A 20,038-nucleotide genomic window follows, 5' to 3' on the forward strand; every position below is an offset into this window, starting at 1 on the left:
AACACGAAAGCTATCTCAACCTCGAACCGGATTCGGGCCGGCGGTCAGTTTCGCTTTCGCATCTTGCAGAAACTGCCAAGCCTGGATCGGTGACATTGAATCAATGTCGACTGTTTCAATCTCTTGGATCAGCGGGTGATCGGCGTAGCCGAACAACGTCAGTTGATACGTGTCGCCGGAGCCCTTTCCGTTGGCTCCACTTGGTGGAGCGATCGTGGGTCGGTCGAGACTGTCACGGTGGTCTGCTTCAAGTTGTGCCAGCACGTCCTTCGCACGCTCGTTGACTTCGACCGGAATCCCGGCCAATCGAGCGACTTGGATGCCGTAGCTCTTGTCTGCACTCCCCGGCACGATGCGGTGCAAGAACACCACTTCGTCTTGCCATTCTTTCACCGCGACGCTGAGGTTGGCGACGCGTGGAAGGGTTTCTTGGAGTGCGGCGAGTTCGTGATAGTGCGTTGCGAAAAGCGTTCTTGCGCCGATTTGTTCGTGCAAATGCTCGGTGATCGCCCAGGCCAACGACAAGCCATCGTACGTGCTGGTTCCACGACCGATTTCGTCAAGGATGACCAAGCTGCGTGAGGTCGCGGTGTTCAGAATCCGAGCGGTCTCGACCATCTCGACCATGAACGTGCTTTGGCCGCGACTGAGTTCATCGCTCGCACCAACCCGAGCGAAGATTCGATCGGCGATTCCAATTTCGGCGGAGGTCGCGGGGACGAAGCTGCCGGTTTGTGCCAGCAAAGTGATCAACGCGACTTGGCGAATGTAGGTGCTCTTACCAGCCATGTTGGGGCCGGTGATCAGCAAAATCATTCCCGTTTCGGGGCTTTGATTGCAATCGTTGGGAACGAATTCGCCCTGCGCCATCGTGACATCCAACACCGGGTGTCGGCCGCCTTCGATACGAAGCACGCTGTCATCGGTCAGGGTTGGACGCACCCAATGATGTTGCGCCGCGACTTCTGCCAATGATGCGACCACGTCGGTCATGGCGATGGCGTTCGCAACTTCCTGCAAGATCGCCAGATGCTTGTGCGTGTTTTCGCGGAGCAGCGTGAAGAGCATTTGCTCGCGGCTGGATGCCTTTTCATCCGCCGCGAGAACCTTCTCTTCGTATTCTTTGAGCTCCGGCGTGATGTACCGTTCGCAGTTCTTCAGTGTCTGCTTGCGAATGAAGTCCGCGGGGATTTTGTCTTTGTGTGCGTTGCTGACTTCCAGGTAGTAACCAAAGACGCGGTTGTAACCGACCTTCAGATTGGGGATGCCGGTTTCGTCCATTTGTCGCTGTTGATATTCAGCGATCCAGCGTTTGCCGCCGCGAGCCAATTCGCGGAGTGTGTCGAGTTCGGAATCAAAGCCTTCACGAATGAAGTTGCCATCGGCAGCCGACAGCGGGCATTCATCATTGAGGGCGGACTCGAGTTGTTCGCGAAGTTCGGGACAGAGATGCAGTTCCGATTCCAGTTGAGTCAGACACGCGCTGTCTCGTTCGGCCAAACGAGCTTTAAGGGCCGGAAGACCACTGAGAGTGACGGCGATTTGTCGCAAGTCGCGCGGTCCGGTGCGTCCGGTGGCGACTCGAGCCAGCAAACGGGTCAGGTCGTATGTGTCACCAAGGACGGTGCGGATGTCGCTTCGCAAGTTGTTGTTGCGAACGAACTCGTCCACCGCGTCCGTTCGATAGGTGATCGCGTCCGCATCGATAAGCGGAGCAGCCAAGTGATCCGCGAGCAATCGCGAACCCATCGGCGTCACGGTCCGGTCAATCACGCCGAGCAAAGCACCTTCGCGAGAACCGGTTCGCATCGTCCGAGTGATTTCGAGACTGCGTCGCGTCGCGGCGTCGATCTGCAAAACCGGGCTGCGGTTGTGGCAGGTCAGCGAACGAAAGTGATCCAGTGATCCTCGCTGGGTTTCTTTCAGATAACAAAGCACCGCACCGGCGGCTCGGATCGCAACGTCGCCGTTGTCTTCAAACCCAAGGCCTTCGAGGTTGGCAACCGAAAGCTGTTTGCACAGCGATTTTTCGGCGTCGGCGGCCGCGTAGCTCCAGGCGGGACGAGCTGTCCAAGACCAAGTCGCGGTTGGGTCGGGGTGAACGGAGGCGTCGTCTTCGCAGTGAAGCACTTCGGCGGGACCAATTCGAGCGAGCTCATCGTCCAGGCGGGCTCGCGGGAAAACGCCGGCCTCGAAACGGCCGCTGGAAAGTTCCGCCCAAGCGATCCCGACGACGTCACCACCGCTCGGGTCGTTGTTTTTGGCTGCTTCTTTCTTCGCTTTTTCGCGAGCCTTCTGGCTCGGTGCGAAAACGGCGGCCAAGTAGTTCGGTTCCTTGGGATCGAGCAATCCCTCGTCGGTCAACGTGCCGGCGCTGACCACCCGAGTGATCTCGCGGCGGACCAAGCCCTTGGCGGCTTTTGGATCTTCGACTTGCTCGCAGACCGCGGCTCGAAAGCCCGCACGAATCAGCTTTTGCAGGTACTGATCCAACTGATGATGGGGGAAACCCGCCATCGCCGTCGGATTTTCGCTGTCTTTGTCGCGGCTGGTGAGGGTCAGCCCCAAGATCCCCGCAGCGACCTTGGCGTCGTCCAAAAACAGCTCGTAGAAATCGCCCATGCGAAAGAAGAGCAATGCGTCACCGCACGCCTCTTTCGCCTCGTGGTACTGTCGCATCATGGGAGTCATGGTGCGAATCGTACCGGCAGGCCGCCGCCTCGGACAGCCTCGCTGGGGTCACATTTGCGAGTAAGGTTTCGCCGAGAGTACGAATTTGTCGATCCGGCTGACCGTGCCACCGTAGCGAGGGTTTTTGCTCAGCACTTTCCAGTCCGGGTGGGCACGGAATGCGTCCCAAGCTTTTTCGCGGGCCGCTTCGTTTTTGTACACCGTCAGGTAGGTCAAGCTAGGCATTTGCGGTCCCACCAGAGCTTGTCCGATGAAAATGGGCTGAATGCCGCTGTCGAGAAAAATCGGCACTTCGCCGGCGTTGAACATTTCGACTTTCAAGTCACCCAGACGCTCGTTGGCGCTTTCGTACAGGCGAAGTTCGTACACCCGTTCATCGTTTTCAAGCGTTCCGTCAGGAACAACGGTTTTGGGCCAGCAATCCATCGCGGTGAGCAATTCGCTGCTGATTCGCGAATAAGGAGGCGACTTCGCGTCGCGGCCCAAGTAATCCGCGGCGGCATTTTGATATTCCGAATCCTTGGCCAATGCGGCTCGTGACGTTTCCACCTGCCCAAGTTCGGTGAACGGGATGATGACAAAGACCGATCCCGCTTTGGTTTCGGAGTTTTCTTTGGGGGCAAAGACGCCGACCGGGCCAATGTTTTGTCGTTCCAATGCGGGAATCAGTGCTTTTTCAAGATACTGATCAATCGCCGCCGCATCGCCCTTTTCGCCCAGAACGATCGTGCGGACTTCGTAGTATTCGTCAGCAAAACTCATGGCAGATTGCAAGCAAGCGGTGAGGCAAAGAGCGGCGGTCCAGCCGAATGTCATCCATCGTTTCATGGGAAGTGTCTTCAAAGTGGGAGGGAAGGATCGTTGTCCGGAGGAACGAACGCAGCAGGCAAATCGGAAGTGCGTCCGGCAACCAGCGTCAATTTAGCACAGCCGACCGCACCAGATTTAACTCGGCCGGTGGCGTCGAATTTACACCGTCGGTGGCGAACGAATTTCACAGCCGATTCGCGTCACGCTGATCATTGAGTTTCGTGGGAGTCCACTCATCGGATTCGCGTGATACGATTTTCACCGAGGGCGTTGGCTTTGCCGATCGACCCTCCACATATCTTCACTCCAATTCAGCGGAACGAAACTGTTGACGGATTCAGACGGCACGCCAGCGACCGACACCCCACCGTTGCTCGAGTTGCGGGGTGTCAGCAAGCACTACGTGGACGGCGATGTCGACGCATTGGTGAATGTCAATTTGTCGATCGCGTCCGCCGAATTTGTGGCCATCGTCGGGCCCAGCGGAGGTGGCAAGTCGACTTTGCTGAACATGTTGGGGGCCTTGGACGAGCCAACTCGGGGTGAGGTTTGGTTTGAAGGCAAACCGTTGTCGCAACAACCCAGTCTGGACCGGTTTCGAGCTCATAAGATCGGATTCATCTTTCAGTCGTATCATTTGTTGCCCAATCTGACCGCTCATGAGAACGTGCAACTGACAATGTTCGACACGCATCCCAACGTGTCGCAACGAAAAGCCGAAGCGATCCGTTTGTTAGAAAGAGTTGGACTCGGCGATCGAGTGAACCATCGCGCCGACAAACTTTCGATCGGGCAAAGACAACGTGTTGCCATCGCGCGAGCGATTGCGGGGAACCCGCCATTGATCTTGGCCGATGAGCCCACCGGTGCACTTGATACCGAGCGTGGGAACGAGGTGATGGATTTGCTCGATGAAATCCGCAAAGAAGAAAACTCCACACTCGTCGTGGTGACTCACGATGAACGCGTGGCGGAGCGTGCTGACCGGGTAGTCTATATATGTGACGGGATGTTGCGGACCGTCTAAGATGTGGTGTGGGCTTTAGCAGACCCTTGCGGTTTGTTCCTTCGCACAGCCATCTTCAAACCTTCCCACCACAAAAGCCACGGCACGCAATGCGTGATCTATCGACTCTGTTCTTGACCCGCGACGGAAAACGCAATCTGAACCACCGGAAGCTTGGTTCATGGAATTGGATTGTGTCCGTGATCTGCGTCGTTGCGCTGGTTCCGTTTGCGAACGCTGACGACGCGAGCGAACCGGAAGATGCGATCCAGTTCAATCGCGACATCCGTCCAATCTTGTCAGAGAATTGCTTTCACTGTCACGGACCAGACGACGAAAACCGTGAGGCTGGTTTGCACTTGGATACCGAAGAAGGGGCCAAGGACTGGGCGATTGTCGAAGGCGATTGGGAAGCCAGTGAAGTCTGGTTGCGAATGGTGTCCGACGATCCGGACATGTTGATGCCGCCGCCGGATTCGGAACGCAAGGTGACACCCGAGCAAACCGAACTCGTGCGTCGTTGGATCGAACAAGGTGCTCACTATCAAAGCCATTGGTCGTTCATCTCACCGGCGGACGTCGATGTTCCAGATGAAGACGCACTCGGCGATCAGTCATCGGGTGGAGCGAACGAGATCGATCGGTTCATCAATCTCGCGTTGACCAAGGCTGGGTTGCAGCCCGAAGGTGAAGCCGACCGAGAAACTTGGTTGCGCCGGGTAACGTTTGACTTGATAGGCATTCCGCCGACGCTTTCGGAGATGGACGCGTTCTTGGCGGATGACAGTCCGATGGCCAAGGTCCGCGTGATCGATCGATTGCTCGCGCGTCCCGAATACGGCGAACGCATGGCGACGGATTGGCTCGACGCAGCACGGTACAGCGACACATATGGGTATCAGGTCGATCGTGATCGCTTTGTCTGGCCATGGCGAGATTGGGTGACCAACGCGTTCAACGACAACATGCCCTATGACGAATTTGTGACGCAGCAACTGGCGGGCGATTTGTTGCCGGGTGCGACTCGCGAACAGATCTTGGCGACCACGTTCAATCGTTTGCATCCACAGAAGGTCGAAGGCGGAAGCGTGCCGGAAGAGTTTCGCATTGAGTATGTTGCCGACCGAGCCCAGACCGTTGCGACCGCGATGATGGGACTGACGTATGAATGTTGCCGATGTCACAACCACAAATACGATCCGATCAGCCAAGAGAATTATTTCCAACTGAATGCGTTCTTCGACAATATTGACGAAGCCGGGTTGTATTCGTATTTCACACCATCGGTTCCAACGCCCACATTGCCGTTGCCGACCGAAGAAGAGGAACGCCGGTTGAAGCAGTTGCAAAGCGACATTGCCGTCGCGGAACAACGGCTTCGAACAACGATCCAAGAGCGACGTGATCATTGGTCTGAACAGTTGAATCAGACCAGCTTAACTTCGATCGCTTCATTACCAGAACATCGTTTGGCGAAGCCTGTCGCCTCACTGGATTTCGAAGACGAACCCAAATCGCCCAACCAGTCAGTCGAAGGCAAAGTCGGGAAGGCTTGGCAGTTGACCGGCGATGACGCCGTTGCGACCGAAGTGGGAAACTTTGATCGTTCCCAGCCGTTTTCGGTTTCCCTTTGGATGAAGACTCCCGACCTCAAGGAACGCGCCGTCGTCTGGCATCGTTCGAGAGCTTGGACGGACGCCGCCAGTCGCGGTTATGAATTGCTGATCTTGGATGGAAAACTTCAGTGGTCGCAGATTCACTTTTGGCCGGGCAATGCAATCAGCGTTGTGACGAACGAAGCCATTCCCGTTGGTGAGTGGGTGCATGTCACGGCCACAACCGAAGGATCCAGTTCAGCATCTGGGCTGGAAATTCACGTCAACGGAAAAGCGGTCGAGACCAGCGTTGTTCGAGATACCCTGACCAAACAAATCCAAGGCGGTGGCGGCGACAACATCACCATCGGCGAACGGATGCGAGATCGTGGTTTCAAGAAAGGGGCTGTCGACCAGTTCCGCGTCTTTGATGTTCGCTTGAGCGACTTGGAAATCCAGCAACTCGCCCGCGATGAATATGAGTTCGACACCGAATCGGACTGGGATCGGGATCAGTTGATCGATCATGCCTTGGAGCGTTGGGACGAAGAAGTCGCCTCGGCTCGAGCCAAGTTGCGCGAGGCTCGCGTTGCGAAGTGCAAGTTGGAAGATTCGCTCGATGAAATCATGGTGATGCGTGAGTTGCCTGAGCAACGGCCCACTCACTTGCTCGCCCGCGGTGTCTACGACAGTCCACAACAAGTCGTCCAGCCAGGCACGCCTGACTTCTTGCCGCCGATGAACTCGGACGGCTCATCCAACCCGAACCGATTGACGTTGGCGAAATGGTTGTGTGACCGAGAGCATCCGCTGACGTCACGAGTCGCAGTGAACCGATTGTGGCAAATCTGTTTTGGTCAGGGTCTGGTCCGCACGCCGGAAGATTTTGGAAGCCAGGGGATGCCGCCGACGCATCCAGAGTTACTGGATTGGTTGGCTTTGGATCTAGCAGACAATGGCTGGGACCTGAAGCGAATGATGAAGCAGATCATGCTTTCAGATGTCTATGGTCGCAGCAGTGTCTCGACACAAGACAGCCTCGCCTTGGTTGATCCGAGCAATCGGTTGCTGTCGCACTTTCCGACTTATCGATTGCCCGCCGAGATGTTGCGTGACCAAGCACTCGCCGCCGGCGGACGCTTGGTTCGAACGATGGGCGGACCGCCAGCGAAACCATACGAAGTGGAAGTGTCGTTCAAGCCCACCGATCGCGACAAAGGCGAGGGTTTGTACCGGCGGAGTTTGTACACCTATTGGAAACGCACCAGCCCCGCTCCGGTGATGACAACATTGGATGCTGCCAAGCGAGATGTTTGTCGTGTTCAGCGTGAACGAACCGCGTCGCCACTGCAGGCGTTCGTGATGCTCAACGGCCCGCAAACGATCGAGGCCTCTCGCGGTTTAGCGGAACGATTGGTTCGGGAAGCATTCTCCCAAGACGTGAAGACGGTGCTTCGTGATGCATTCCGTGTCACAACGAGCCGGCGTCCAACGCAAGACCAACTGAGTGTGCTGGTCGATTTGTACGACGAGCAACTCAACTACTTTCAAACTCATGAATCAGCAACGAGCGAATTTCTCTCGATCGGCGATGCCGAGCCGGATGCTTCTCTGGACGCCAACCGCGTGGCAGCGATGACGGTTGTGGTGGGAACGTTACTGAACTTTGATCTCTGTCTTGTGAAACGATGAACGAATCCGCACTGAATCCGATTTCAATCAATCGTCGTGCTCTGCTTCAGAATTCCGCTTATGGATTCGGCGGTATGGCTCTCGGGCAGTTACTCGCCAGCAGTCTGGGCGAATCCAGTGCCTTCGCGAATTCAGCGAATGCTCATGGTGAGGGGACGCCCGTTCCGGGGTCGATGGGGACGTTGCATCACGCCGCGAAAGCCAAACGGGTGATCTTTTTGTTCCAGTCCGGTGCGCCGTCACAGTTGGATTTGTTTGATTACAAACCTTTGCTGAATCAAAAACACGGCACGGAACTGCCCGACGAAATTCGCGGTGGCCAGCGTTTGACCGGGATGAGTGGCAATCAATCCAGTTTGCCGCTGGTGGGTTCTCCTTTTGAATTCAAGCAGCATGGCGAGTCTGGCACTTGGATGAGTGATCAGCTGCCCTACACATCCAAGATCGCGGACGACATTTGCGTCGTTCGGTCGATGTACACCGAGGCGATCAACCACGGCCCCGCGGTCACGTTCATGCAAACGGGAAGCATGTTCCCCGGACGACCCAGCATGGGTGCTTGGGTGGATTACGGTTTGGGCAGCGAGAACGAAAACCTGCCCGCGTTTGTGGTGATGACGACCAAGAACCAAAACAGTGGCCAGCCATTGGTGTCACGATTTTGGGGCAACGGTTTCCTGCCCAGCGAGCACCAGGGTGTCCAGTTCCGTAGTGGTGCCGATCCGGTGTTGTACTTGAGCAACCCACAGGGCATCGATTCAAAGAGTCGACGCTCGGCGATGGACGCTCTCTCAAAGTTGCATCAAATGCAATTGGCGACCCAAGCGGATCCATTGGTCGAGGCTCGCATTGCCCAGTACGAAATGGCGTTTGCGATGCAGTCTTCGATTCCCGAAGCCACCGACTTTGCTGACGAACCCGAAGAGGTTTTTGAACTGTACGGTAAAGATTCCAAAAACCCCGGTTCGTTCGCCGCGAATTGTTTGATGGCCCGAAGATTGGCTCAGCGCGGTGTGCGTTTTATCCAGCTTTACCACAAGGGATGGGATCACCACGGCGGATTGCCCAAGGGATTGCCGAATCAATGCAAGGCGACCGATCAAGCGTCTGCGGCTTTGGTTCAGGATTTGAAACGACTGGGAATGCTCGATGACACGCTGGTCATCTGGGGCGGCGAGTTCGGACGCACAAACTATTGTCAGGGCAAACTGACGCAAAACAGTTTCGGCCGTGATCATCACCCGCGGTGTTTCAGTTTGTGGATGGCCGGTGGAGGGGTGAAGCCAGGGATCACGCATGGTGCAACGGATGACTTTGGTTACAACCTGACGGAAGCTCCCGTGCACATTCACGACCTGCACGCGACTATCATGCACTTGCTGGGAGTCGACCACGAGCGTCTGACGTTCCGATACCAGGGACGTCAATTCCGTTTGACCGATGTGCACGGCGAAGTGGTCCACGACATCCTGGCATGACCGGGTGAGCGTCGTCGGTGCGATCGCCTCATCATTCTTTCGCTTTCTGTTGAGGCTGTATCGATGTTGCGTTGTGTTTGTCTGTTGGGTTGCTTGCTGGTCGCGGTCTCGTCTCGCGCTGAGACACCGTCTGATTCGGAATCCGCCAAGCCTCTGCAGGTTTATATTCTGGCCGGACAGTCCAACATGGAAGGTCACGCCAAGGTCGAAACGATCGACTACATGAGCGATGACCCGAATTGCGAGGCGTTGCTCAATCGAATGCGAAACGAGGACGGATCTTTCCGCGTTTGCGATCGAGTTTCCATCTCTTACTTGACCGGTCGAGGTGAGAACAACGGAGAAGGCGTTGGCAAGCTGACCGCCGGCTACGGCTCGCGACAAACACCAAGTGAAGACGGTGGCAAGATCGGGCCCGAGTTCACGTTTGGATTGACGCTGGAAGAAAACACCGAAGCCCCGATCCTGTTGATCAAAACGGCGTGGGGCGGCAAGTCATTGTTCTACGATTTTCGTCCACCGAGTGCTGGCGTCTACGCGAGAACCCAAAACGACATCGAGCGAGATCGCAACGGCGAGAAGGATTCAGGAAAATACTATCGGTTGATGGTTGATCATGTGAAATCGGTGCTCAACGATCTCGATCGGGTCGTGCCTTCCTACCAATCCGAACAGGGTTACGAACTAGCGGGTTTTGTTTGGTTCCAGGGTTGGAATGACGTTGTCAATCGGGATGTTTATCCGCGACTACCCGCCGATACCGAGCAGAACCGATTCGCGAAATATTCCGAATGGATGGCGGACTTCATTCGTGACGTGCGATCGGATCTGAACGCTGCGGAATTGCCGTTTGTGATTGGCGTGATGGGAGTCGATGGTGAGCACCCGAGTCCCGATCATCAGCAATTCCGAGATGCGATGGCAGCGCCGGCGAAGCTCGATGAATTTCGCGGCAATGTGGTCGCGGTGCCCACGGGGCCATATTGGGATGACAAGCTGGGAGCCATCGCGAGCAAGTTCGCGGAGGTGCGGCAGAAGTCGTATCAATTGCGAACGAAGCAACGCGGGCATGAGAATCACGACGGCTCGATGTCCAAAGAACAGCAAGCCGAGTTCATGCAAAAGTTTGAACGCGAGTTGATTTCAGAAGAGGAACTCAGGTTGTGGAAGCGTGGCGCATCGAACGCCGGGTACCACTATTTGGGCTGCGGAAAAACCATGGCCCAGATCGGCGAAGCATTCGCGTGGGCGATGCTAGAGTTGCAAGGCAGTTCCAACTAGTCGGCGAACGAAGGAGATCGCGGGGGTCAACACGAGTCCAGTTGTCCTGGACTCGCCCGCTCAATTCTTTTTCCTGTCTTAGGTCAGCGAAGGACGAGCTTCGCTTGTTCCCGTCGTTTCTTCGTGTTCGACCAAGAAGCGTTCCGCATCGAGAGCGGCCATGCATCCGGTTCCCGCTGACGTGATCGCTTGACGGTAGTAATCGTCTGCGACGTCGCCAGCAGCGAAGACACCGTTGACGGAAGTGTTCGTTCGGAACGCCTTGGTCCACTGGATGTAGCCTTCGCTGTTCATTTCGACCGCACCGTCCAAGAACGAAGTGTTGGGTGTGTGGCCGATGGCGACGAACATACCGCCAACCTTCAGTTCACGAGTCGATCCATCGACGGTGTCTTTCAGACGCAAGCCGTTGACCAGCTTTTCATCGCCGAGGACTTCTTCCACGACGGTGTTCCAAAGGATCTCGATGTTGGGGTGATTGATCGCACGATCTTGCATGACTTTGCTGGCCCGCATTTGGTCGCGACGCACGAGCAAATAGATCTTGTCGGCACCTTTCAGGTTGGCCAGGTAGGTGGCTTCTTCGACCGCGGAGTCGCCACCGCCGACAACGGCCAATGGCTTGCTGCGGTAGACAGGTAGTGCACCATCGCAAACGGCACAGGCGCTGACGCCCTTGTTCTTGTAAAGTTCTTCGCTCGGAAGACCCAAGTAGTTGGCTCGGGCACCGGTGGCGATGATCACCGTCTGAGCTTGGACCGGCTCGCCCGAGGCTGGGTACAGCGTGTGCGGTGGTCCTGAGAAATCGACGCGTTCGATGTCGTCACCAACCACTCGTGTGCCGAAATTCAACGCTTGTTGCTTCATCAGCTCCATCAACTCGACGCCTTGCACGGCGTAGTGTGGTTGGCCGTCTTTTTCGTGGCCTTCGGGAGCCATCGGTAAGTTCCAGTGTCGATCTTTGTCGACGGCGGATTCCACGAATGCACGGACGTTGCCAGCGGGAAAACCGGCGAAGTTTTCAATTTCGGTGGTGTAGGCAAGCTGCCCCAAAGGAATCATTTCTGGCTTGACTGTGCCCTCGTAAAGAACGGGATCCAGGTTCGCTCGAGCCGCATAGATGGCCGCTGACCAACCCGCCGGCCCACTGCCGATGATGATCGTCTTTTCGATTTTGGATGGGGCGTTTCCGTTGCTGGAAGCAGAGCTCATGATTCAGTCTTGATGGGTGAGTGGTCGCGAAAGCGAAATGGTCTCGATTGGGCCTGCGGCATCGTTCGGAGCCCACACGTTTCGCGTATTATAGGGGCCGAATTCGAATCGACGACCGGCCAGTGGCAGGAATTCCGCCGGGAACGATTGGGATTTGCGAATCGGTTCCGTCAAAGCGTCTCGGTCGGTCTGGCCACTTCACTGCGATCCGCGGACCAATCGCGAGAACGGGAGGTCGTGAAAGTCGCGTCCTTCCTACTGAAGAATGGCGAGTTCCTGCCCTGCACCGCCGGTAAACTCCGTTCGCTCGCGACCAGTCCTAGTCGCTTTCCCCTCGCCACTTGCCCCTTGTCTTCATCGTCCCTCGTCTGCTCCCGCCGTTCATCCCCACCTTTGCCAGCCGGCTGATTACTCCGTATGAGCACTCTTGTCATTGCGATCCTTTCGATGGTCGCGTTTGTCGTCGCCTACCACACCTATGGTCGCTATCTCGCCACGAAGTTGTTTCGGCTGAGCGGTGACGAACCGATGCCCAGCGTTGCGCTGCGGGATGACGTCGATTTTGTGCCGACCAATCGGTCGATCGTTTTTGGCCACCATTTCACGAGCATCGCTGGGACGGGGCCGATCGTTGGCCCGGCACTGGCGGTTTTTTGGGGATGGTTGCCGGCGTTGCTTTGGGTTGTGTTCGGTTCCATTCTGATCGGCGGCGTGCACGACCTGGCCGCTTTGGTGATTTCAATCCGAAACCGAGGCGAGTCGATTGGGCAAGCCGCGGGACGATTGATTTCGCCACGAGCGAAGGTGCTGTTCCTGATTGTCCTGGCACTGGCGTTGTCGATTGTTCTGGCGGTGTTCGGCTTGGTGATTGCAAACATCTTCAAGCTGTATCCCGAATCGGTTTTGTCCGTCTGGACCGCGATGCCGGTGGCCGCCTTCATCGGTTGGGCGGTGATTCGACGCGGAGGCAATTTGGTCCTGCCGTGCTTGATCGGGCTGGGGATCCTCTATCTGACCGTTTATTTGGGCACGACGACGTTGCCCTTGGATTTGTCAGAGGTGTTGCCCGCGGATGCGGTTTACATGACCCCCGTGGTCGTTTGGACTTTGCTTTTGCTGGTTTATGCCTTTTTCGCTTCGGTGTTACCGGTTTGGTTGTTGCTTCAGCCCCGTGACTTCTTGAATAGTTTGCAGTTGGGTGTGGCCTTGGTTTTGTTGGTCGCTGGTTTGGCGGTTGCTTCGCTGAACGGTCAAGCCAATTTGGCCACCGCAGCACCCGCGATTGCAAAGCAAGTGCCCGCGGACGCTCCACCAATGTTGCCGTTCTTGTTCATTACCATCGCATGCGGTGCTTGCAGCGGATTTCATTGTTTGGTCAGCAGCGGTACGACGAGCAAGCAGCTCAAAAACGCTCGTGATGCTCAGATGATTGGATATGGTTCCATGCTGGGCGAAGGCATGCTGGCCGTGTTGGTGATCTTGGCCTGTTGCGCGGGAGTTGGCATGGGCCGGCTGACTCGCGATACGTCATCTGGGTCGATCGAGATCACACGCCAAGAACCCGTCGCGATGGCGGAAGTTTCTGCGGAGGAAGCTGCATTGGATGGCTCGGCGGCGTGGCGTTCCTATTACCGAACCGGACGAACGACCACCGATGGCTCCGAAGGAGCTGCCGCAGCTGCGGGTGGTGGATGGAAGGGGCAAGGACTCGACAAAAAGCTGGCTGCTTTCATCGACGGGGTGCCAACTTCATTTCAGCAATCGGTATCCCGTTGAAATACGGCGTTGCGATCATGGCGGTGATGGTTGCCTGTTTCGCCGCGACAACCTTGGACACCGCGACTCGTCTGCAACGTTATGTGATCAGTGAACTCGCCTCTTCGGCCGGTTGGCAGGCTGGTACCAACAAATATGTTGCAACGACGATCGCTGTTGGCATCGGGATGGCCATCGCCGTTTTCGCGGGCGACAGCCCTGGCAAAGGCGGTTTGATGTTGTGGCCGTTGTTTGGTGCAACCAACCAACTGTTGGCTGGTTTGGCTTTGATGGTCGCCGTTTTCTATCTCGCGCGACGCAGTCGACCTGTCGCGGTTCTAGCAATTCCGATGGGCATGATGTTGTTGTTGCCGGCGTGGGCAATGGTCTTTGATTTGGTCAACAACTGGTGGCCGCAGCGAGACTATGTACTGATCGGATTCGGAACATTGGTTTTGATTCTGCAGGCTTGGATGGTGGGCGAAGCGGTTTCCCTATGGCGACGTTTGCCCGAAGTGATGAAGGAAGCCAAAGCAAATGGCGAACCGGCGAGCACTGATCCTCTCGCGACTCCCTAATTGACTCGATCGTCGTGGACACTGGTTTACGGTGTTCCGAGCTTCATTACCGCGGTCAAGCTTTTGTGACGCTGTGCCTCTGAAAAAGACAGCGAGCGTCTGAGACGCAGCGGTCTTCAATGGACCATCGTGATTGCGAATCGCCGCTGCGCAAAAGCGGTGTCGAAGTAGCACGTCTAGGGGGAGGCTCCCGATTGTGAAAGCTTTTCGCAAGGCGAGGCCCCATTTCTTCACAATATCTTCAACACCGCTTGTTGGCTCGAATTGAGCGGTTCGCGTCACTAAGGGTGGGATGAGGCTGCAAAAGACGTCTTTTTAGGGGGCGGATGTGGTTGTTCTGTCGCGTCGTGGGGTCTGTTTGTCAAGCTAGGGAAGAGGATTACAATTCCTCCGCGCGGATATCAAACCGCGTCAAAGGATTGAGCATGACGAATTTTATGCCTCTTCGAACAGACGTTCCCCACTCCCCTAATCGTCCCAGAAATCCAGGCGATCCGACAATGAAATTCTCCTCTTTCGCTTTCTCGTGCTTGATCGCCCTCGCGGTCGTTTCGACAGGCTGTGACAAGTCTTCATCGAACACTGAGCCCGGCGCCGACTCATCGGCACCAGCGGCTGAATCAAATTTGGTCGGCACGATCAAAGTTGACGGCAGCAGCACCGTGCAGCCGATCAGCAACGCCATCCGCGAAGGCTTCATCAAAGAACACCCCAACGTTGACATCATCGTCAGCGGCAACGGGACCGGAAACGGATTCAAGAGCTTCTACGACAAGGGCACGGACATCTCCGATGCTTCGCGTCCTATCAAAGGCGGCGAATTCGAACAGTGCAAAGAGAATGGCGTTGAGTTTGTTGAACTGCCCGTCGCATACGATGGTTTGACCATCGTTGTGAACCCTCAAAACGACTGGGTCAAAGAACTGACCGTCGATCAACTGAAGTCGATGTTCGTCGGCGACGACGCAGTGAAGAACTGGAGCGATGTTGATCCGAGTTGGCCTGAAGAAGCAATTCAGATCTATTCCCCAGGCACGGGTTCGGGAACCTACGATTACTTCCACGAAGTATTGGCGAAGAAGTCGAAGAAAGAACTCCGTGGTGACATGAACCTGAACGAAGATGACAACATCTTGGTCAAGGGCGTTTCAGACAACAAATTCGCAATTGGTTTCTTCGGAGTTGCCTACTACGAAGAGAACAAGGACAAGCTTCGTGCGGTTCCTGTTGTCAATCCAAAGGATGAAGTTGCCTACGAGCCAACGACTGAGAACATCGCATCGAACAAGTACGCTCCGTTCAGCCGACCTTTGTTCATCTACGTCAACACTGACTCGCTGAATCGTGCGGAAGTTCAAACCTTCGTCGAGTACTTCGTGGCCAACACTCCCGAAGTCAGTGAGAAGGTTGGCTATGTCCGATTGCCTGAAGCTGTCATGGCAAAGGCTCAAGCCAACCTGGACGCGGTCAAAACCGGCACCCACTTTGTCGACGAGTCGGGAGAAAGCCGTAGCGGTGCATTGACCGATCTGTTCGTTGAAGAGAATCTCGTCAAGTAAACATTCGTTTCACTTGTTTCTAGATCTTTTTGTTCGCCGCTTCCCTGGCGGCGAATGCTTTTCTTAGGGCTGCCCTGCTATCCAAGCAGGGCGGTGGATCGGGAAGACTGCTTTGAATCGTCCAGCCGCGCTCGTCAACAAGAAGTTTCGTTCGACGGGAATTGGCGTGGTGCAAGAGAAAGTCATGGTGGCTTTGCTCGCACTTTGCGCACTCATGACCATCGGGATCACCGTGGGCATCATCGTGATGCTGATTGGTGAGAGCTGGAATTTTATCCAGAGCAAGTACGTTTCGCTCAGCGGTTTTCTCACCGGAACCGAATGGACGGCTCTTCAAAGCAAAGACATTGAGAAAGCGGAGTTCGGGATCTGGCCATTGTTGTCGGGAACCCTGCGCGTCACGGTCATTGCAATGTGCATCGCATTGCCCTGCGGTCTGATCACAGCAATCTTTTTGTCCGAGTTTGCTTCCAGTCGTGTTCGAGCGATTTTGAAGCCGACGCTGGAAGTCATCGCGGGGATCCCCACAGTAGTTCTCGGTTATTTCGCCGTGTTGGTCGTCAGTCCATCGCTGCAATTTTTCTCCGGTGGTGGATTCGATACGTTCAATGCCACCAGCGCCGGAATCGCAGTTGGCATCCTTTGTTTGCCAATGGTGAGTAGTCTGTCCGAAGACGCTTTGCACGCCGTGCCACGAGCTCTTCGTGAAGGGGCATATGGTTTGGGATGCACACCGTTTGAAACCGCCGTCAAGGTTGTCGTACCCGGGGCACTCTCGGGGATCATCTCCGCCTTCTTGCTGGCGTTCAGCCGGGCGATTGGTGAAACGATGGTGGTCGCGTTGGCAGCGGGAACGCGTGCCACTTTTACAGCTGACCCACGCGAACAATCTCAAACGATGACAGGCTTCATTGTTGAGATGATCAAGAGTGAGAACGAGTACGGGACCGTTCAGTATTTCAGTTTGTATGCGGTCGCAATGACGCTGTTTGTGATTACTTTCGGGATGACATTGGTCGGCCAATTGATTCGCCGTCGCTACCAAGAAGTTTACTCCTGAGTCACTCCCGCTTTTACTTACAGATACAAGTTTCATGGCGACTGATATCAACGCACCGGTCGACAACAGCGACCCGCCAGCGGCCTCCGGGTATCCGGGCGGCGGATACGCGGTATCGACTGACAACTCAAGCCGACGCAAATTATACAGCCGGTTGTTCTATCTGCTCTGCGTTTTGATCTCCGGTCTTAGCGTTGTGGTTTTGGGAGTCCTTTTGGTCTCCATCGGGTGGCAAGGCCATTCGCGATTGACCTGGGATTTGCTTCAGAACTCACACAGTGAACTCAATCCAGAATCGTCTGGCATGTGGCCATCGATCATTGGGTCTGTCTTCATCTGTGGCATTTGCGCTGCGTCCGCCCTGCCGCTGGGAATTGGCACCGCGATTTTCTTGGAAGAGTTCAAGCCGGCCAGTAAACCGCTGCGAATGCTGCACAGCTTCATTCAATTGAATATTTCCAACCTCGCCGGCGTTCCATCCATCGTTTATGGATTGCTTGGCTTGAGTTTGTTTGTCTTCATGTTCAATGTCTTCGGTCGGATTCAGGTCAATGAATCCAGCGGGACTGAATTGTTCGGTGTCAGCCACTACTACCAGGTTCTCTCGCTTGCGGGGGGCGGACACACGGTTCTGATTCCCCAGGAAGATGAGTCACAAAAGACCATTAAGATTGATGAGCCGACTCAAGCGGTTTCTCGTGACGGAGAGACGTTTGAGTTGGCAATTTGGGATCCCGCATCGGGCCAGCCCAAACCGAGTGACCCTGAGGTTCGGAAGCGAACCGTTCGGAAAGGCCAAGGCGGTGGCGCTTATTCCGAAACGGAGTGGTACTACCTGAGGTTGCCGTTTGGCAAAAGCTTCCTGGCGGCGGGTTTGACGCTCTCACTGGTTATTTTGCCTATTGTGATCATCGCATCCCAGGAAGCTCTTCGCGGAGTCGCCCCCAGTTTGCGGGAAGCCTCGTTTGGATTGGGATCGACCAAGTGGCAAACTGTTCGGCATGTTTCGCTACCGGCGGCCATGCCGGGTATCATGACGGGTGCCATTTTGGCGATGGGCCGCGCGATTGGTGAAGCGGCACCAATCTTGGTGGTGCTCGGTGCCGCAGTGGCAAAGAATTCCGGGCCCCAGAATTTGATGGATAATGTGGTTACGATGCCGGTGTTGATTTTTAATTGGGCCGGCCGTCAACAAGCTGCTTATCAAGAACTCGCTGCAGCGGCGATTATCGTCTTGCTCGCCGTGTTGTTGCTGATGAACTCAGCAGCGATTTACCTTCGACAAAAAATGCGGGTGGGATAAAACGGTCCAATGAAAGCTCTAAACGCGAATATCTCCACGATGTCTGAAGTCTCTCGATCGGCGACTCCCCAATCGGATTCACCCGCGCAAGCGGAGGTGACGCCGGAAGTCTGCATTCGCATTGCAAATTTTAACGCCTGGTACGGGTCGTTTCAGGCGATTCACAACCTTTCTCTCGACGTGCCTCGCAATCAGGTGACCGCCTTCATCGGTCCCAGCGGTTGTGGCAAGAGCACGTTGTTGCGATGGATCAATCGAATGAACGACATCGTTCCCTCGGCGAATAGTCGTGGGACTCTGATGATTGATGAGTTGGATGTGCTGGCACAAACGACTGACGTTGTGAACCTTCGTCGTCGCGTCGGGATGGTGTTTCAAAAGCCCAACCCGTTTCCGAAATCCATTTACGACAACGTTGCGTTCGGCCCCAAGCTGCACCTTTATCTCAGTCGTGCTGAGCTGGATGAGTTGGTTGAATGGTCGCTTCGCAAAGCGGCGGTTTGGGATGAAGTGAAAGACCGGCTTCACGCACCCGCACTGGGATTGTCCGGTGGTCAACAACAGCGGTTGTGTATCGCTCGTGCGATCGCGGTTGGTCCGGAAGTTCTCTTGATGGACGAGCCGTGTAGCGCACTGGATCCCGCCAGCACGTTGGCGATCGAAGACTTGATCTATGAGTTGCGAGAGCAGTACACGATCGTGATGGTGACCCACAACATGCAGCAAGCAAGCCGCTGCAGCGACCGGACGGCTTTCTTTTTTGAAGGAAAGTTGGTCGAATCGGGGCCCACGCAGGATGTCTTCACCAAGCCCCAGGAAAAGCGAACCGACGACTATGTTCGCGGGCGCTTCGGTTGATCCGCCTCACGTCCTGTGGCAGACCATCACCAATCATTCATAGCCCTCGGCCGATCATGTCCGCCGAGCGGCAGCTTTGGAATCACGCATGAGCAAGCATCTTCACCGAGCCGTTCAGGATCTCCGCACCGACTTGGTGGAGCAATTTGGCGTCGTTGAGCAAATGATCAATATGTCAGTGCGGGCGCTTGTTGAACGCCGTCCCGACATGGCCGTTCAAGTGATCGAAACCGACGACAAGGTGGATGCGAAAGACATCCTGATTGAAGAAGAGTGCTTGAAGCTATTGGCACTCTATCAGCCCGTCGCGATTGATCTTCGCTGGATGGTGTCCGCGATCAAGCTCAATGGTGATTTGGAACGCATGGCCGATCTGGCTTGCAACATCGCAGAACGGAGCAAGTCATTGGATTTGTTTCCGCTGTTCAAAGTGCCGGACGACATCAACCAAATGGTGACAATCACTTTGGAAATGGTTCGTTCCGCGCTGGATTCCTTCATCGAGCAAGATGCGGAGCTCGCTCGCGAAGTGATTTCTCGCGACGACGAGGTGGATCGTTTGAATGTTGAGTTGATCGAAGAACTGCAATCGATGATGAAAACCGACACGGACTGGATTGAGCCCGCTGTTCATTGCTTCAGTGCCACTCGCCACATCGAGCGAATTGCCGACATGGCCACCAACGTCGCGGAGGAAACCATTTACATGGTCAGCGGCGACATCGTCCGGCACAAACACCACTTGGAAGAAGGCAAAGCTCACTGAGCCTCGCTCGCCGCTTCGCAGGCTTGCTCGTGGTGAGGCGAGTGACGTTGATTTGGTCGATGCGAATCCAGTTCTCGCTTTGAATTCCAGGGTGTCGATACATGCCGACTTTCAAATAACGCCGAAAAGCGTTGTTCATGTTGCGGCTGTCATCGCAATGGTGCTTCAGGAATGTTCACCAGGGAAAACTCGATGATGTCTCGGCACGAGCGACCTGTCGAAGCTTCATCGGACTTTCGATGTCCGGATTGAACCGTACGAAGGTTGGGGGTGGTGGTCCGATCCGTGCTTCGGGGCGGTTGGGTGACTGGGCTCGGATCGTCATGAGGTATGGTTTGTCCACGAAAAAAGCCTCGGGACTGCGAGGCAATTCCGAGGCTTTGGATTGTTTCTG

12 protein-coding genes and 1 pseudogene are annotated in these 20,038 nt (G+C 55.5%); 10 read left to right on the forward strand and 3 right to left on the reverse strand.

Annotation, left to right across the window (positions count from 1 at the left end; translation table 11 throughout):
• Window positions 1-15 precede the first annotated feature (15 nt).
• The gene (mutS, locus tag RE6C_RS22950; protein WP_008660507.1) at window positions 16-2,691 is read right to left on the reverse strand and encodes a DNA mismatch repair protein MutS; all 2,676 of its coding nucleotides are present in this window, start codon (window positions 2,689-2,691) and stop codon (window positions 16-18) included.
• A gap of 48 nt (window positions 2,692-2,739) precedes the next feature.
• On the reverse strand, window positions 2,740-3,534 hold the full coding sequence (locus RE6C_RS22955; RefSeq protein ID WP_039963118.1) for an NIPSNAP family protein: 795 nt from the start codon (window positions 3,532-3,534) through the stop codon (window positions 2,740-2,742).
• A gap of 295 nt (window positions 3,535-3,829) precedes the next feature.
• Here RE6C_RS22955 and RE6C_RS22965 point away from each other — a divergent pair, with 295 nt between their 5' ends.
• The 4 genes from RE6C_RS22965 to RE6C_RS22980 all read left to right on the forward strand — a co-directional run bounded on the left by RE6C_RS22965 (window position 3,830) and on the right by RE6C_RS22980 (window position 10,553).
• A complete protein-coding gene (locus tag RE6C_RS22965) occupies window positions 3,830-4,528 on the forward strand; it encodes an ABC transporter ATP-binding protein (RefSeq protein ID WP_008660509.1) in 699 nt (232 codons plus the stop codon).
• A gap of 89 nt (window positions 4,529-4,617) precedes the next feature.
• Window positions 4,618-7,794 carry a DUF1553 domain-containing protein gene (locus tag RE6C_RS22970; protein WP_236618449.1) on the forward strand — a complete coding sequence of 1,059 codons (3,177 nt, stop codon included), beginning with the start codon at window positions 4,618-4,620 and terminating at the stop codon, window positions 7,792-7,794.
• Complete coding sequence (locus tag RE6C_RS22975; protein ID WP_008660511.1) at window positions 7,791-9,272, forward strand: DUF1501 domain-containing protein; 1,482 nt, start codon at window positions 7,791-7,793, stop codon at window positions 9,270-9,272. Before RE6C_RS22970 ends, RE6C_RS22975 begins: the two co-directional genes overlap by 4 nt.
• Window positions 9,273-9,335: 63 nt before the next feature.
• Window positions 9,336-10,553, forward strand: a complete 1,218-nt coding sequence (locus tag RE6C_RS22980) for a sialate O-acetylesterase (protein ID WP_008660512.1) — start codon at window positions 9,336-9,338, stop codon at window positions 10,551-10,553.
• 78 nt (window positions 10,554-10,631) lie between these two features.
• On the opposite strand, the gene RE6C_RS22985 is transcribed toward RE6C_RS22980, so the two are convergent.
• Window positions 10,632-11,765, reverse strand: coding sequence for a thioredoxin-disulfide reductase (locus tag RE6C_RS22985; RefSeq protein WP_008660513.1), 1,134 nt, complete (start codon window positions 11,763-11,765; stop codon window positions 10,632-10,634).
• 417 nt (window positions 11,766-12,182) lie between these two features.
• Between RE6C_RS22985 and RE6C_RS22990 the strand changes: the two are divergent.
• The 6 genes and pseudogenes from RE6C_RS22990 (at window position 12,183) to phoU (ending at window position 19,644) form a co-directional block, all read left to right on the forward strand.
• Window positions 12,183-14,098: pseudogene (locus RE6C_RS22990) on the forward strand (carbon starvation CstA family protein).
• A gap of 500 nt (window positions 14,099-14,598) precedes the next feature.
• A complete protein-coding gene (locus RE6C_RS22995) occupies window positions 14,599-15,657 on the forward strand; it encodes a PstS family phosphate ABC transporter substrate-binding protein (protein WP_008660518.1) in 1,059 nt (352 codons plus the stop codon).
• 112 nt (window positions 15,658-15,769) lie between these two features.
• On the forward strand, window positions 15,770-16,717 hold the full coding sequence (gene pstC / locus RE6C_RS23000; RefSeq protein ID WP_008660519.1) for a phosphate ABC transporter permease subunit PstC: 948 nt from the start codon (window positions 15,770-15,772) through the stop codon (window positions 16,715-16,717).
• A 34-nt stretch (window positions 16,718-16,751) separates the two neighbouring features.
• Window positions 16,752-18,020, forward strand: a complete 1,269-nt coding sequence (locus RE6C_RS23005; RefSeq protein ID WP_008660520.1) for a PstA family ABC transporter permease — start codon at window positions 16,752-16,754, stop codon at window positions 18,018-18,020.
• A gap of 39 nt (window positions 18,021-18,059) precedes the next feature.
• Window positions 18,060-18,878, forward strand: coding sequence for a phosphate ABC transporter ATP-binding protein PstB (pstB, locus tag RE6C_RS23010; RefSeq protein WP_007326667.1), 819 nt, complete (start codon window positions 18,060-18,062; stop codon window positions 18,876-18,878).
• Window positions 18,879-18,954: 76 nt separating this feature from the next.
• Window positions 18,955-19,644, forward strand: coding sequence for a phosphate signaling complex protein PhoU (phoU, locus tag RE6C_RS23015; protein ID WP_008660522.1), 690 nt, complete (start codon window positions 18,955-18,957; stop codon window positions 19,642-19,644).
• Window positions 19,645-20,038 lie beyond the last annotated feature (394 nt).

It is taken from the genome of Rhodopirellula europaea 6C (genome assembly GCF_000338295.1).
GTDB lineage: Bacteria > Planctomycetota > Planctomycetia > Pirellulales > Pirellulaceae > Rhodopirellula > Rhodopirellula europaea.